The 14,135-nt window shown below is 68.7% G+C and carries 15 protein-coding genes and 1 riboswitch; of the genes, 5 read left to right on the forward strand and 10 right to left on the reverse strand.

Features of this window, described 5'->3' with window-relative positions; all coding sequences use genetic code 11:
• Positions 1 to 873: 873 nt before the first annotated feature.
• The 5 genes from ACYVD1_RS20965 to ACYVD1_RS20985 form a co-directional block, all read right to left on the reverse strand.
• Positions 874 to 1,224 (reverse strand): ParB N-terminal domain-containing protein, encoded by a 351-nt coding sequence (locus tag ACYVD1_RS20965; RefSeq protein WP_460775487.1) that lies wholly within the window; start codon positions 1,222 to 1,224, stop codon positions 874 to 876.
• A gap of 61 nt (positions 1,225 to 1,285) precedes the next feature.
• The gene (locus ACYVD1_RS20970) at positions 1,286 to 2,167 is read right to left on the reverse strand and encodes a sulfite exporter TauE/SafE family protein (RefSeq protein WP_460775490.1); all 882 of its coding nucleotides are present in this window, start codon (positions 2,165 to 2,167) and stop codon (positions 1,286 to 1,288) included.
• Positions 2,168 to 2,260: 93 nt separating this feature from the next.
• The gene (locus tag ACYVD1_RS20975; protein WP_460775494.1) at positions 2,261 to 3,676 is read right to left on the reverse strand and encodes an MBL fold metallo-hydrolase; all 1,416 of its coding nucleotides are present in this window, start codon (positions 3,674 to 3,676) and stop codon (positions 2,261 to 2,263) included.
• 98 nt (positions 3,677 to 3,774) lie between these two features.
• Complete coding sequence (locus tag ACYVD1_RS20980; RefSeq protein ID WP_460775497.1) at positions 3,775 to 4,347, reverse strand: rhodanese-like domain-containing protein; 573 nt, start codon at positions 4,345 to 4,347, stop codon at positions 3,775 to 3,777.
• A 235-nt stretch (positions 4,348 to 4,582) separates the two neighbouring features.
• Complete coding sequence (locus ACYVD1_RS20985; protein WP_460775605.1) at positions 4,583 to 4,834, reverse strand: metal-sensitive transcriptional regulator; 252 nt, start codon at positions 4,832 to 4,834, stop codon at positions 4,583 to 4,585.
• Positions 4,835 to 5,199: 365 nt separating this feature from the next.
• On the opposite strand from ACYVD1_RS20985, the gene ACYVD1_RS20990 reads away from it, so the two are divergent.
• From ACYVD1_RS20990 to ACYVD1_RS21000, 3 genes are all read left to right on the forward strand, one after another.
• The gene (locus ACYVD1_RS20990) at positions 5,200 to 6,252 is read left to right on the forward strand and encodes a pirin family protein (RefSeq protein ID WP_460775500.1); all 1,053 of its coding nucleotides are present in this window, start codon (positions 5,200 to 5,202) and stop codon (positions 6,250 to 6,252) included.
• A gap of 98 nt (positions 6,253 to 6,350) precedes the next feature.
• The gene (locus ACYVD1_RS20995; protein WP_460775503.1) at positions 6,351 to 6,743 is read left to right on the forward strand and encodes an N-acetyltransferase; all 393 of its coding nucleotides are present in this window, start codon (positions 6,351 to 6,353) and stop codon (positions 6,741 to 6,743) included.
• Between the two features lie 434 nt (positions 6,744 to 7,177).
• Complete coding sequence (locus ACYVD1_RS21000; protein WP_460775505.1) at positions 7,178 to 8,185, forward strand: hypothetical protein; 1,008 nt, start codon at positions 7,178 to 7,180, stop codon at positions 8,183 to 8,185.
• Between the two features lie 177 nt (positions 8,186 to 8,362).
• On the opposite strand, the gene ACYVD1_RS21005 is transcribed toward ACYVD1_RS21000, so the two are convergent.
• The 4 genes from ACYVD1_RS21005 to ACYVD1_RS21020 all read right to left on the reverse strand — a co-directional run bounded on the left by ACYVD1_RS21005 (position 8,363) and on the right by ACYVD1_RS21020 (position 12,639).
• A complete protein-coding gene (locus ACYVD1_RS21005; protein WP_460775508.1) occupies positions 8,363 to 9,679 on the reverse strand; it encodes an LLM class flavin-dependent oxidoreductase in 1,317 nt (438 codons plus the stop codon).
• On the reverse strand, positions 9,679 to 10,461 hold the full coding sequence (locus ACYVD1_RS21010; protein WP_460775512.1) for a 3-oxoacyl-ACP reductase: 783 nt from the start codon (positions 10,459 to 10,461) through the stop codon (positions 9,679 to 9,681). The genes ACYVD1_RS21005 and ACYVD1_RS21010 overlap by 1 nt, the downstream gene beginning before the upstream one ends.
• Before the next feature lie 51 nt (positions 10,462 to 10,512).
• A riboswitch (TPP riboswitch) is annotated at positions 10,513 to 10,614 on the reverse strand.
• A gap of 78 nt (positions 10,615 to 10,692) precedes the next feature.
• Positions 10,693 to 11,811 carry a 5-methyltetrahydropteroyltriglutamate--homocysteine S-methyltransferase gene (locus ACYVD1_RS21015; protein ID WP_460775516.1) on the reverse strand — a complete coding sequence of 373 codons (1,119 nt, stop codon included), beginning with the start codon at positions 11,809 to 11,811 and terminating at the stop codon, positions 10,693 to 10,695.
• A gap of 354 nt (positions 11,812 to 12,165) precedes the next feature.
• Positions 12,166 to 12,639 (reverse strand): SRPBCC family protein, encoded by a 474-nt coding sequence (locus ACYVD1_RS21020; RefSeq protein ID WP_460775520.1) that lies wholly within the window; start codon positions 12,637 to 12,639, stop codon positions 12,166 to 12,168.
• A 22-nt stretch (positions 12,640 to 12,661) separates the two neighbouring features.
• Here ACYVD1_RS21020 and ACYVD1_RS21025 point away from each other — a divergent pair, with 22 nt between their 5' ends.
• On the forward strand, positions 12,662 to 13,309 hold the full coding sequence (locus tag ACYVD1_RS21025; RefSeq protein ID WP_460775522.1) for a TetR/AcrR family transcriptional regulator: 648 nt from the start codon (positions 12,662 to 12,664) through the stop codon (positions 13,307 to 13,309).
• A gap of 90 nt (positions 13,310 to 13,399) precedes the next feature.
• The gene (locus ACYVD1_RS21030; RefSeq protein WP_460775526.1) at positions 13,400 to 13,687 is read left to right on the forward strand and encodes a hypothetical protein; all 288 of its coding nucleotides are present in this window, start codon (positions 13,400 to 13,402) and stop codon (positions 13,685 to 13,687) included.
• A 32-nt stretch (positions 13,688 to 13,719) separates the two neighbouring features.
• Here ACYVD1_RS21030 and ACYVD1_RS21035 read toward each other — a convergent pair whose 3' ends face one another.
• Positions 13,720 to 14,094 carry a DUF1801 domain-containing protein gene (locus ACYVD1_RS21035; protein WP_460775528.1) on the reverse strand — a complete coding sequence of 125 codons (375 nt, stop codon included), beginning with the start codon at positions 14,092 to 14,094 and terminating at the stop codon, positions 13,720 to 13,722.
• Between the last annotated feature and the right edge of the window lie 41 nt (positions 14,095 to 14,135).

Raw genomic sequence — 14,135 nt, forward strand, 5'->3', positions numbered from 1 at the left:
GGGTAGCGTCGGGCACGTCGAGGTCTTTCGGATGGATGGCGTAGGAACCTCCATCGTCGGGAGACCTCGACGTCTATCTGCGGACCGACGCGCCCGGCCGACCTACACCTTCATCTGGGAAGAGCCCATTTCCCTCCTCTGGGAAGAAGCCACCGGGAAAGGAGCGACCAGCCTTGTGTGCATTCTTAGGCAAAGCGGGCATATGCGCGCCCGATTGGGAATGATCTTGCTTCTGTCGCCATTCTTGACGGCCGAGGGTGGAGACAGGAGCAAGATCATCGGGGTTTTCGCCGCGCACCTTGACCGGCCGCGACACCGCCAGGCGTCAACACTCCGGCGGAGTGGCCCACCCGGCCGAAGGCCGCGCTGTTCGGGGTCCGCCGCACACATTGACCAGCCGCGACACCCGACCCGTCAACGCTCCGGTGGAGTGGCAGGCATCGGCCGCCAGGCCGACGCAGTTATCGGGCGGAGCCCGAGTATTTCCGCTCAGACCTCGACCACCCTTCCCCCTTTCCCGATAGCCGCCAACCCGCCGTCGTAGCGGAGCGGGTCAAGGTGGAGCGCCGTTGACGCGCGAAGCGCTCGACGGCGACGACCTTGACGCGCGCAGCGGAGACGGCCACAATCACGCGGCGGGAAAGGAGGGAACCCGCCATGACCGCCATGATCCGGGGCGACCTTCCCCGGACTGACTGTTTCTCTGACCCAATAATCCCCCCTTACTTCAATTCATTCCCTTTCCCGGAGACCGTTTCACCGGCGGCCGTTGTCTTTCCCAGTCAATGTCGGTAAACCTGGCCCGGCGAGGAACTCCGTCTCACCGGAGCTGATCTTCGGAAGCCCTTCCTTCTTTGGACTACAAGGGCTGCTTCATGAAGTGTGGACAGCCCTCAAGGATTCCTGAAGGACGACCAAGTCGTCGGGAAGCATGGGCTGTGCGTGGTGGGGTCGAGGGGAAAGCGGTTCTCTGAGCAGGGCGACGGGAACGGACTCCAGACCGAGCCGAAGAGCCACGGCGATTCGATGATTTCCGTCGAGCGCGCCGAACTCCTCGTTGAACCCGAGGCGAAGCGGTGTCAGGATCCCGTGTTCTCCGATGTCGGCTGCCAATGTATCCAGGTGACGTGGTGTGTCGACAAGCGCGGAACCGACACTCTCACGGTCGACAGCTCGGTATCGCGCCACAAGCGCGGTTGAGACGAGGACTGCGGCGAACGGCATGGGTCCATCGTGCACGACCACGCGCCGGACTGGCCCGAGTCCCCGGTCTTGCTGGGCTCTGTCAGGCCTGCGGGCGCAGGGGCGGCGGCAGCGGGCAGTAGGGGCCGATCAGGCGGCACAGCAGGACCAATCCTGCAAGTCCGGCCATGATGACCGCCAGGCCAAGGCTGACCTGCGCGGGGAGCTCCTGGATGAGTACGAAGACCCCCATGATGAGCACGAGGACCCCGAAGCCCTTGCGTAGGGCGGCCTCCGGCACCCGGGAGCTCGCGAGCGCGCCGACCAGCGACCCGGCGACCGCGACGGCGGTGACCGCGGCCACCAGTGCCCAGTCCGGGCTCACGGTCGTCAGGTATCCGGTGAATCCGGCGAAGGACTTCATCGCGATCACCAGCAGAGAGGTCCCCACCGCCAAAGGCATGGGCAGTCCGCCGAGCAGGACCAGGGCGGGCACGACGAGGAACCCTCCGCCCGCTCCGACGAGTCCGGTGACCGTCCCGACCACCAGGCCGTCGACCACGATCCGCCAGAAGGACAGGGTTCCGTGTCTCCTTCCCGGTTCCTTCCCTTCGGGGGACGTGCCGTGTGCTCGGAGCATGGCCGCAGCGGTGGCGACCATCATGAGGGCGAAGGCGATCATCAGCAGGGTGCCGGGGAGGTGTCCGCCTGCCAGGCCTCCCATGAAGGCCCCCGCCATGCCCGCGGTTCCGAAGACCAGGCCGGTGCGCCATCGGACGTTCCCCGAGCGTGTATGCGCGAGTGTGCTGACCAGTGAGGTGACACCCACGACGAACAGGGACGCGGCGATGGCTTCCTTCGGTTCCATGCCCGCGACGTAGGTCAGCAACGGGACCATCAGGATGGAACCACCGCCTCCGAGCAGTCCGAGCGCGAGCCCCACCACCATGGCGAGACCAAGAACGAGGACGAGGTGAAACTCCATTGACGGCTCTTCTTCCGAGGTCCGGCCACGCAGGCGTGGCCGACGGGTGGTGGGGCTCGACTTCGGCGCGGCGTGCTCAGCCGGTGGCGGCCTCTACTGGGGAACCACTGCCGAACCGTCCCGGCCCTGCTGCCACGCGACCCAGGCCGCGTAGCCGCCGTCGAGTTCGGCGACGTCGTATCCGGCGCGGCGCAGGGCACTGGCGGCAACGGAGTTGCGGGCGCCGGTCTGGCAGTAGGTCACGATGGCGCTATCGGTCGGCAGGGTGTCGAGGTTCCACAGGACCCGTCCGGCGCTGAGCTGCCGGGAGCCGGGGATGTGCCCCGCCGCGTGCTCGGACTTGTTGCGCACGTCCAGGACGAGCGCGGCGTCGGAGTCGGCCAGTTCCGCCGGGGTGATGCGCGGTGGCACGGTCGTCGGCAGGCCCTCCATGGTGGTGGTGTAGCCGGCCACGCGGTCGATGCCCACGCGCAACAGGTGGTCGCGCACCCGACGGGCCGCGTGTCCGTCGGGTGTGAGGAGCACCAGGGGGCGGGTTTCGGTCTCCGGGTCGTAGGCCCAGGCTCCGAAGGCCGCAGTCTTGGCCGGACCCGGGATGTTCAGCGCCCCGGCCGCGGTGCCCCGGTGCACGTCGGTGTGGGGCCGGGTGTCGGCGAGGACGACCTCGTCTTCGGTCAGGGACTGCCGGATCTCCTCATTCGAGAGTTCGGGCGGCGCGGTCAGTGGGCCCAGGACCTGCGGCCCCTCCTTGTTCTGGCGCTTCATCCGCGCGAAGTAGGCGTGGGCGTCGGGTTGTCCGTCGAGCAGTTCCCCGACGAAGCCGTCCATGTCGTCGTCGCGCAGGTACCGGGCCCACCAGGCGTTGAGCCGCTCGTATCCGACCGTGGTGGCCGGGAGCGCGCCGAGACCCTTGCCGCAGGCGCTTCCCGCGCCGTGGCCGGGAAGGACCTGGACGTGGTCGGGCAGCGCCAGGAAGGTGTCCCGCAGGCTGGTGAACAGCTGCCGGGCGCCCTCGAACCGGGTGTCGGTCCCTCCGGCGGCCTCGTCGAGCAGGTCGGGACGGCCCAGGTCTCCGGCGAAGACGAAGTCGCCGGAGAGCATGTAGCCCGGGTCCTGGCTGAATGCCCCGTCGGTGACCAGGAACGACAGGTGTTCGGGGGTATGTCCGGGGGTGTGGCGCGCCCGGAGGGTGATGTTGCCGATCGTGACGGTGCCGCCGTCCAGGAGCCGTTCGGCGTCGAAGCCGTACTGCCAGTCCTGGCCGCCCTCGCCGGAGACGTACACGGTGGCGCCGGTCGCGGCGGCGAGTTCGCGGGTGCCGGAGAGGTAGTCGGCGTGGATGTGGGTCTCGGTGACGGCCACGATCCGCATGCCGTGTTCGCGTGCCAGGTCGAGGTAGTCGTCGATGTCCCGGCGAGCGTCGACCACGACGGCCTCTCCCCTGGCCTGGCAGCCGATGAAGTAGCCCGCTTGGGCGAGGTCGTTGTCGTAGAGGCGTTCCAGCAGCATGTTTTCTCCTTGATCGATGTGTCCGGTGCGGAGTGCCACCGCAGGTCAGATACTCCGGGGAGTATCCAGAGGACAGAATTCGGCCCTGTGCACACCACTCACCCGCGGGCGCCGATCCGGGCAAGGGAGTCCTCGATGTCGACGTCGTTGCGGGGCTGGTTGTAGGGCAGGCGGGACAGGGCCATGCCCATGGCGCAGGTGTTGGTGACGGCGGCGAAGGCCAGCCCGGCGCCGACGAGCCCGGCGACCGCGACCGCCGGGGGCCACACCAGGGAGGTGAGCACGGAGGTCAGGACGATGCCGCCGGCCACCAGCCGGACCTGGCGCTCCAGGGCCCAGCGTTTCCGGCCGTGTACGACGGGGGCGCCCTGGGCTTCCCAGGCGTTCATACCCCCGTTCAGTACGACTGTGTCGTTCAGGCCCGCCGAGGCCAGCTTGTCCTGGCACTGCCCGGCCCGGCTTCCCGACTGGCAGACCAGGACGAGGCGGCCCCCGGCGTCGGCGGCGATGCGTTCCAGGTGGGCGTCCACTCGCACCAGGGGCAGGTTGATCGCCCCTGCGATGTGGGAGCTCTCGTACTCGGCGGGGGTGCGCACGTCGACGAACAGGGTGTGCGGATCGGTTTCGAGCAGGTCGCGCACAGCGGGCACGTCGATGCCGTGGTTTCTCATGTGGCTCTACCTTTCGTCGTGGGTTCGGTGATGGCGGATTTTGGTGGGGTACCCCGGGGAGTATGCATCGGGTAGACGTGTGCCGTGGATTCGGCGAGGACATGGCGCCCGAAGCGACTGAGTCACATACTGGGGGGAGTATCCAGAAGACGCGGGTTCACCCGTGTCGAGGACAAGGGCACCTTGTACGAAGTCGAAGCGTGGGCGCCCACCTCGCGGTCGGCGCCCCGGGTCCTCAGGCCAGGGCCAGGAACAGCTTCTCCAGCTCCTCCTCGGTGAGTTCGGGCTCCTCCCCCTCCTCACGCGCCGCGTTGCAGTGCCGCATTCCGCTCGCGACGATCTTGAACCCGGCCCGGTCCAGGGCACGGGAGACCGCGGCCAACTGCTGGAGGACCGTGGTGCAGTCCTCACCCTCCTCCATCATCGAGATGACACCGGAGAGTTGACCTTGGGCACGCTTGAGTCGCGTGATGGCGTCGCCCACCATTTCAGGCTTCATACTGGTCTCCTTTCGGCCCGCAGCCCCCACCATACCCCCGGGTGTATCTGACCCGCCAATCGCGTCGGTCACACCGCCCGGCGGCACGGGTCGCTCGCTCGGACCCGAGAGTCCGGGGGCCCGGGCCTTTCCGGGGCCGGTGAGGCCACAGCCGCAGTTGCCACTACCCGAGGCGGAGTCGGAGCATTGGCCGCAGTTCCCCGTGCCGGGGCCTTCACCCGCTGGCAGCCGCAGCGCGTACCTTTGGGTTCTGTACGGGTGGAGCTTCGGACGCTCCAGAACCTGTCGGCCTGGAGGAGAGACATCAGCCTCACAACCGTCCCTGTCACGCCTGCGGCGGAAGGAACACCCCGATGACCAATACTGAGGCGAACCCGGCCACCCACGTGTGCGCCGACGGCGGCCTGCCGGGGCCGTGGGCCGAGTGCGAGGGCGGGGCCGCGGTCGAGATCATCACCGCCCGCGCCGTTCCGCTGGGCGGGCCGCGCGCGATGAACGTGCGCCGCACCCTGCCGCAGCGGCAGCGTTCGCTGATCGGCGCGTGGTGCTTCGTCGACCACTACGGGCCGGACGAGGTGGCAGCCACCGGCGGCATGGACGTGGCCCCGCACCCGCACACGGGGCTGCAGACGCTCAGCTGGCTGTTCGAGGGCACCGTCGCCCACATCGACTCCGGAGGCCACAGTGCCCACGTACTTCCCGGGGAGATGAACCTGATGACGGCGGGGGCGGGCATCTGCCACTCGGAGACCTCCACACCGGACACCGGCCGGCTCCATGGCGTGCAGCTCTGGATCGCCCTCCCGGAGGAGGCACGCCACAGGCCGGGCCGCGACTTCGAGCACTTCGTCCCCGAACCGGTCGGGTTCGACGGGGGTTCCGCTTTGGTGTTCCTCGGTTCGCTGCTGGGGTCGGAGGCGCCGGTCAGCATGTACACGCCGCTGGTGGGCGCCGAGATCAGGCTCGATCCCGGCGCGGCCCTGGACCTCGCGGTCGAGCCCGGGTTCGAGCACGGCCTCCTGGTGGACACGGGCGAGGCCGTCACCCTCGAGGGCGTGCACGTGCCCGAGGACGCCGTGGGTTACACCGGGGTCGGAACCCGGTCGCTGCGTATCGCCAACGGCGGCGACGGACCGGCCCGGCTCGTGTTCCTGGGCGGTGCCCCCTTCGGCGAGGAGGTCGTCATGTGGTGGAACTTCCTGGGCCGCTCGACGGAGGAGATCCGGCAGTACCGGGAGGAGTGGCAGAACCACGGCGACCGGTTCGGCCACGTCGAGGGGTACGTGGGACACGGCGGCCCGGGTAGGAACAGGGACGGGATGGGGAGGATCCCCGCCCCGGAGCTGCCGCAGGTGAGAATGCGGCCGCGGAAGAACCCGCCGCCCCACGCGCGCTTCCAGGACTGACAGCCGCAGGAGCGTCCGGACGGGCACTCCCCCGGGCCGGGCACCACTGTGTCCGCCGCCGACCGAGCCGAGTACCGCCGCACAGAGAGGTCGTTGCCATGACCGAGCCGCAGACCGACAAGACCGGTGCCGTCGTCCACGTCGAACTTGACGAGACGCGCACCATCAGCGCCTACACCGTGAGTCTGGACGACGGCACCCTCGCCGGCCGCGCGGACTTCGTCGATCCCCCGGAGACTGACGGCGAGCGCGTCTTCTTCCACACCGAGGTTGATTCGGAGTTCGGCGGGCGGGGCCTGGGCGGGCTCCTGCTGCGTGAGGCGCTGGCCGACAGCGTTCGCCGGAACCTCACCGTGGTCCCCGTGTGCCCGCTGTTCGCCAAGTACTTGAAGGACCACGGCGACGAGTACACGGCCCAGGGCGGCAGGTTCCGACGTCCGCGGCCGGCCGATCTGGAGCTGGTCAAGCAGACCACCGAGGGCGGGGTTTGAGTGCGGAGCTCTCCTTCATCGACAAAGAGCACCCCGACGCTATGCAGTAGGAAAGGTGCTCCCCTCCGTAGTCGCCCGGTCCCGAGAAGCGCTACGGCGGTGGGACCGTCCTACTGCGTCCTGTCGGGGCCGCGTGCCTCTCCCAAGGCCGCACGGGCAACGCTCCCCAGTCTTGGCCACCTTGCGTAACACCGCGATCGGGCTGATCTGGGCGGCCGGGTTAGACAACATCACCGAGGCGAACCGTCGCAAGCTCCGTGACGAGAACCGCCAGCTCAGCCCCCCTAACGACCTGACTTTGCCGTGCCCTGGGGCTCTGGGCAAGCTTGGCGTCTGAAATTCTCTTCCCTGGTTCCGCCATCGAGGGGCGAGAAACTCTCAAGCTGACGTGAATTCCTGAGGTTCAGAAGAGGGCAGGCGGTGAGGAGATCGGCATGGCATCCAACGTCTTCGAGGACAAGTCCAACGAAACGATCAGGGCGCTCAGCCGCCTGCCCGACGCGTTCGCCCCACCCTCACTCAAAGAGCCGGTCCTGCGGTCAGCCCTGTCCGCTCTACGACGACGGCCGGATCACGCGAAGCCGACTTGTTGGCTGGTCCACGAGCTCGGGGACTCCTGTGCCCGAACCGCGTTGGAGTACGAATGGGCCGAGTTGTGTCACCCGCTCACTTACCACCCCTGGCAGAGCGATGCCCCGGGAACCGTGAACGATCCCGGAGTGCTCTTCGCGCAGCGCGCCGCGCACATCGGTTGGCACCCCCAACTAGGGTTCGGTGACGAGGAAGAGCTCAGCGACCACCTGGCTGCTCTCTTCCAGGACGAGAGCCTGGTGGAAAGGGCAGCGGCCCTGTGTAGGTACGGCCGATACCGGACCCTGGGCGCGTTGATCGAGCATCGAATCACGCAAGACCTCTTCTCCTGGGTGGCGCGCCACCGCCCGGAGGAGGCGGTCGGCGCAGTACTGGCGGAGCTGGTGGCCGCTCTGAACGCCGAGTTTCCGGCCCCGGTGCACACGGCCCGAGAGAAGCTTCGCCCCCGGGCGGTGAGTGGTGAGTCGAGATTTCCCATCTCGGTGCGCGGCATCGCGCACGGTTCCCAGACCACCCTGATCACGTCGAGGATCAAGCTGCCCCGACCCCATAAAACGGAGGGGCAGGTCTCCTGTCTGCACTGGGAGGGTTTCTCGAGGCTGGAGGACGACCTGGGCCACCTCTACCTGCTGCGGCTGGACACGGAGAAGCAGGGCCGGGGCCGCATGGGCACCGATGAAGAAGTGACCCAGGTCGTGATTCCCGCCATCGTGCCGCAGGCCCGACGGCTGTATCTGACCAGTCCCGGCTACTGGGAATCCCAGTTCCAGAAGCTCGAGGGCCATCTCCGAGGCAGACCGGTTCACACATCTGTGCCAGACAAGGCGATGGTGAGTGTGGACCTCACCTGAATTCCCTGCCGCGATCATGTGAGCCGTCGGGCTTTGGGAGCGCGGGGGCGGCGTACTGCCGACCGCGCCCGGTCCCAGGCGGTGGGAGGCCCGGCGCTGGGTACCGCGATCGCGAGAGCGGTGGGAGGCCCGCCCGTACCCGGTGCGGACCTCCCATGACTCAGTGCGTCCCCCGACTCAGTGCGGTGACGGCGGTCGATCCAGGCCCAAATGGCCCCGGAGCGTGTCGGACTCGTAGTCCCTCCGGAACAGCCCGCGCTTCTGCAGGACGGGCACCACGTGGTCCACGAAGTCCTCGATCCCGCCCGGCAGGGACGGCGGCATGAGGTTGAACCCGTCAGCGCCGCCGTTCTCGTACCACTCGGTCATCCGGTCGGCGATCTGCTCGGGGGTTCCGACCATGGTGCAGTGTCCGCCGCCGGCGGCCAGCCGCCCGAGCAGCTGCCGTACCGTGGGCTGCTCGGAGCTGATGATGCGCAGGATGGTCTCGTAGCGGCCCTTGGGGCCGGTGAACTCCTCCAGTGGCGGCAGGTCGGGAACGGGGGCGTCCAGCTCCCAGTCGCCGCAGTCCTGTTCGGTGAACAGGCCCAGTTGCTGCAGCGACTCCTCGGTCGGCAGCAGTTCATCGAGTTCGCGCTGCTTGGCTCTGGCCTCCTGCTCGGTGGAGCCGACGTAGGTGACCAGCCCGGGCATGATCCCGACGGACCGGGGGTCGCGGCCGGCCCGGCGGATCCGGGCTTTGACGTCGCTGTAGTAGGCCTGGGCGCTGGGCAGGTCGTAGGCCACGGAGTAGATGGCCTCCGCGCGGCGGGACGCCAGCGTGCGGCCCTGCTCCGACGAGCCCGCTTGGAACAGCACCGGGTTGCCCTGGACCGGGCGCGGCACGTTCAGCGGACCGTCGACCTGGAAGTGCTGGCCCTGGTGGTTGATGGGGCGCACCAGGTCCGGGTCGGCGAAGACGCCGCCCCGGTCGTAGTGGATGGCCTTGTCGCTCCAGGAGTCCCACAGCCCCAGTACCGCCTGCACGAACTCCTCGGCGCGCTCGTAGCGCTCCTGGTGCGCGGGCATCTGCTCGTACCCGTGGTTGCGGGCCTCGGTGTCGAACATGGACGTCACCACGTTCCAGCCGATCCGTCCCCCGCTGATGTGGTCCAGGGAGGCCAGCAGGCGTGCGGCGTGGAAGGGGGTGTAGAACGTGCTGGACACGGTGCTGACCAGCCCGATGCGGCTGGTGGCCCGGCTCATGGCCGACAGGGCGGTCAGGGGCTCGAGGAACCACCACGGGCCGCCGGCGACGTTGCCCGCGGCGTGGCCGTCGGCGAAGAACACCGCGTCCAGGCGCCCGCGTTCGGCGGTGCGGGCCAGTTCCTCGAAGTAGGTGATGTCGCCGACCCGTTCGGCGGGCGAGTCGGAGTGGCGCCAGGCGGCCTTGTGGTGGCCGCAGCCGAAGATGAACAGGTTGATGTGCATCTGGCGGTCGGTGGGGGCGTCCATCAGTTCATCACCAGCCCGCCGTCGACGACGAGGTTCTGGCCGGTGACCGCGCGCGCCCATGGGGAGGCGAAGTACAGGGCCGCGTCGGCGAACTCGGCCGGGGTGGTGACCCGGCGCAGCGGGGTGGTGGAGGCGATCATGTCGAACACCTCGTCGGGGGTGGCGGAGCTGGCGTCGGTGGTGCGCAGCAGGCCGCCGGAGACCATGTTGACGGTGATGCCGTCGGGGCCCAGGTCGTGGGCGAGCGTGCGGGTCAGCGACAGCAGGGCCGCCTTGGCCGCGGTGTAGTCGTGGTAGGGGACGACCGGGTGCTGGAACAGGTTGGTGCCCACGTTGATCACCCGGCCGAACTCCTGGCCGCGCATGGAGGCGAGGGCGGCCCGGACGGTGTTCAGGGCACCGTGGACGGTTCCGCTGAACTGCTGGTCGAGGTGTTCGGGAGTGAGGGTGTCGGCGTGGGGCCGGGCGTCGCCGTTGAAGGTGAAGTCGGCGAGCGCGTTGTTGACGACTGTGGTGACCGGGGTGCCGAAGTGGTCCTGGGCGGCTTGGACCATCGCGGTGACCTGTCCGGGGTCGCGGACGTCGGCCTGCACGGCCAGGGCGCGGTCGGGGTGGGCGGCGGCGAGTTCTTCGGCGGCGTCGGCGCTGTGGAGGTAGTTGACCACCACGCGGGCGCCTTGGCCCAGGAAGGCCTGAGAGAGGTGGGAGCCGAGACCCCGGGCCCCGCCGGTGACGACGACGGTCTGCTGGTCGATGGGGAGCGCGGTACGGGAGGAGCTCATCGGTGGCCTTTCTGACATGGGCGAAGGCGATCCCCTCGGCCACCGATGCCACCGGCCGTGTGCGGACATCCCTTCGCCAGCGTTACCTGGATCAGGTTCGACGGGTGTCATCTCAGCCCGGGAATTCGGTTCCGGGCACCCCGTGTCACTCCCGCTCAAGGTAGCCCATGGGTGCTGTCCCGGGCTACTCCTCACGCACACGGCCTCATCCCGTGGGAGGGCGGCTGTCGACTAGCCCCAGACCTCTTCGGCGGTCTCCACGATCAGGCGCAGCTTGGCCACCTGCTCGTCGTAGGTCAGGTCGTTGCCCTCGAAGGTCGAGGAGAAGCCGCACTGGGGCGACAGGCACAGCTGCTCCAGCGGCACGTGGCGGGCGGCCTCCTCGATGCGGCGCTTGAGCCCGTCCTTGCTCTCCAGCTCGCCCTTCTTGGTGGTGACCAGGCCCAGGACCACGTACTTGCCTTCGGGGACGAAGCGCAGGGGTTCGAATCCGCCGGAGCGCTCGTCGTCGAACTCCAGGAAGAAGCCGTCCACGTCCAGCTCGTTGAAGAGCTCCTCGGCCACGTGGTCGTAGCCGCCGCTGGCCACCCACGACGAGCGGAAGTTGCCGCGGCACATGTGGGTGGTGACGTTCATGCCGGTCGGCCGGTTGGCCAGTGCGGCGTTGAACTGGCGGATGTAGCGGGTGTGCAGCTGGTCGCCGTTGTCGCCGCGCTCGTCGATCATGCTGCGCTGTGAGGGGTCGTTGAGGTAGGCGAGGCTGGTGTCGTCCAGCTGCAGGTAGGTGCAGCCCAACTCACCGAGGGCGCGCACCTGATCGGCGTAGGCCGCCGACAGGTCCGCCCAGAACTGTTCCTGGTCGGGGTAGACCCCGGGGTCGATGGCGGCCGAGCCGCCCCGGTAGTGGACCATGCTCGGCGAGGGGATGGTCAGCTTCGGGGTGTTGCGCGTGACGGTCTCCCGCAGGAAGGCGAAGGCGTCCCCGAAGATGGTGTGCTCGGACCGGATGCGTTCGGTGACCCGCAGCCCGGAGGGGGTGAACTCGATGTCCTCCTTCTCGTTGTGGAAGGTGACCTTGAGTTCGTCCTTGACCTTGGAGATCCCGCCGAGCTGGTAGATGAAGTCCATGTGCCAGGACCCGCGGCGGTGCTCCCCATCGGTGGCCGACTGGAGCCCGACCTCTTCCTGCATGCGCACGACGTCGCGGATGGAGTCGTCCTCGACGGCCCGGAGCTCCGCGTCGTCGATGTTGCCCGCGGCGTGCTCGGTGCGCGCCTTGAGTAGCCGTTCGGGCCGCAGCAGGCTGCCGACGTGGTCTGCGCGGAATGGCGGTGTGGTCTTGGGTGCCATGTGGGGCTCGGCTTTCTGTCAACGGGGGCCGCGGCCAGCCGACACGTTCGCGCCCTCTGGCACGGTCACCGTCGGGGGTCAGGGTGCCGAGCCACTCGGTGCGGGCACGGTGCCACCGTGTCCGGTTGCGCATAACCCAATTCGTGCGGAATGCGAACATTTGTTCTCTGAGTGAACCTATTGGATCTCCCAAACGAGGTCAACCCTCTGACACGCCGGAAGGTGATCATCGCCAGCTCACCGGCCCGACCCATGTGCGGGCCGCACGCTTCCGCCCCCGTGGCCGCCAGTACGGACACCAGCGATCGCTGGCCGCGTCGACCGCCGCGATGACGAGCGCCGCGGCTCGGTCGCTCAAGGCTCCCGTACGTTCCCCTCCTCCAGGTGGCGTTTGGCCCGGGAGAGCTCCCCGGCGACCTCCCTCTGCAGCCGACTGCGCAGAAGGGGTTCGTAGAACCAGCGGACTGCCGCCGGGAAGGTGAAGTCCAGTGTCCGGGTGACCTCGGTGCCGCCGGGGACCTCACGGCAGACGAAGCTCGCGTGGAAGTCCGCCATCGCCCGCGCGATCCGGTTCCGCGGGGCGGGTGCGAGCGAGATGTCGACGCGTTCACCCGGCGTGAGTTCGATGAGCTGGATGACCGGGGTCGGCGTGGGAAGGCCGCCGAGCGTGGGGCGGCACTTGAACTCGGTGACGTTGCCCTGGCGCCTGGCCCAGTGGACGGGGCGGATCTTGTCGTCCACGTGCTGGTAGCGCTCTATGTCCATGACCAGCTGCAGGAGATCGTCCGGAGCGCACCGGACGGTCTCGGTGGCTTGCGCGGTAACCATGGTGAGAGAGTACTCTCTCACCATGGAGTCAACAAGCCCCCGGTCCTCGACAAGCCGCGATCGGTTCATCACCGAGGCCGCCCGCCTCTTCGCCGCCAAGGGCTACAAGGCCACGAGCGTCGCCGACATCCAGGTCGCCTGCGGGCTGACCCCCGGGTCCGGGGCGCTCTACAAGCACTTCCAGTCCAAGCGGACCCTGCTGGACGCGGTGGTGCGCGGGCACAGCCGAACCCTCAGCAACGGTAGAAGCAGTTTCGAGCGGGAGCTCCCGGAGAACCCCCACGACGCGCTGCGCCTGATCGTGGACGAGACCTGGCGGGGCATCGAGCGCGACCGCGAGCTGCTCCGCATCATCCTCCGCGACCTCGACGGTGTCCCCGACCTCCTGGAGGAGATCTGGGCCGACATCGTCGCGGCCGTCTACACCGGCCTCTCCGACTGGCTGCGCGCGGAGTCCGCGCAGGGCAGGATCCACGTGGCCGACCCGCGCGCCACCGCGGCCGTCCTCATGGGATCGCTGACCTACTATCCGATCCTCGACGCGCTCATCGGCCACGTCCCCGGAGACGTCTCCGCCGAGTCCTACGCCGCCGCCTGGGTGGCCCACGCCGCGGCGACGCTCGGACTGCCGCCGGAGGAGCCGGTCGCTCCTTCGGACGTCCCGTCCTGATCCGGCGCAGGAGCAGCCCGCGGCCATCGGCGGGAACCAGAACCGGATCGGCACAGTCAGACCCGTGTACGCAACCGAAGGGAGAGGAACGTGCTCATTCGTGCGGTGTGCGGGGCCGCGGTCGGGGCTGTGCTCGGTGTCCTCGCCGTCGCGATCGCGGCCGGGGCCACCGCCGCGCTCTCGCACTACACGCAGACGGTTCAGGAGATCCCCTACATCTTCCTGGCTGCTTGGGCGGAAGGCGGTCAACAGGTGCAGCGGTACTACTCACCCGACGAAACGGGGATGCTGGTCGTGGTCCTGCTCTTCGCGCTCGCGGGCCTGCTCTCCGCCGTGTTCGCCAAGGGCGGGCAGCGCCGGAAGAGCAGCAGCAAGTAGTAGTGGCGGCCGGGCACGGGTGGGAGCGTTGCTCAGGGACGCGGGGTGCGGACGGCGGCCTCCACGAGCAGCGCGCGGATGCCGGGCCGGTGGACGTCCGCAGTGGTGCGGAACTTGATGTGCCGCGCCTTCTTGCCGGTGCCCTCCAGCAGACCGCCCGGATCGAGGTCGGTGAGTTCGGCGCCCCTTGCGAGCATGAGGTTCACGTGCCCGCTGTGCACGGCGATCGCGGCAACCAGGTGCTTGTACGTGCCGGGCTTGTAGGTGAAGCCGATCAGCCTGGCCGAGGGGTCGGGCTCCTCGACCGCTTCAGGGACGGCATCGGCCGCGAGCTCGCGCAGCAGGTCGACGATCTCGCCAATGTGCGTATCGAGGCCCCTGACCAGGTCCTCCACGTCATCGCCCATGCCCCGATCCTACGGGCACGGCCGCTGCCATCCCAGGTCGC

Source organism: Nocardiopsis nanhaiensis (genome assembly GCF_054778635.1).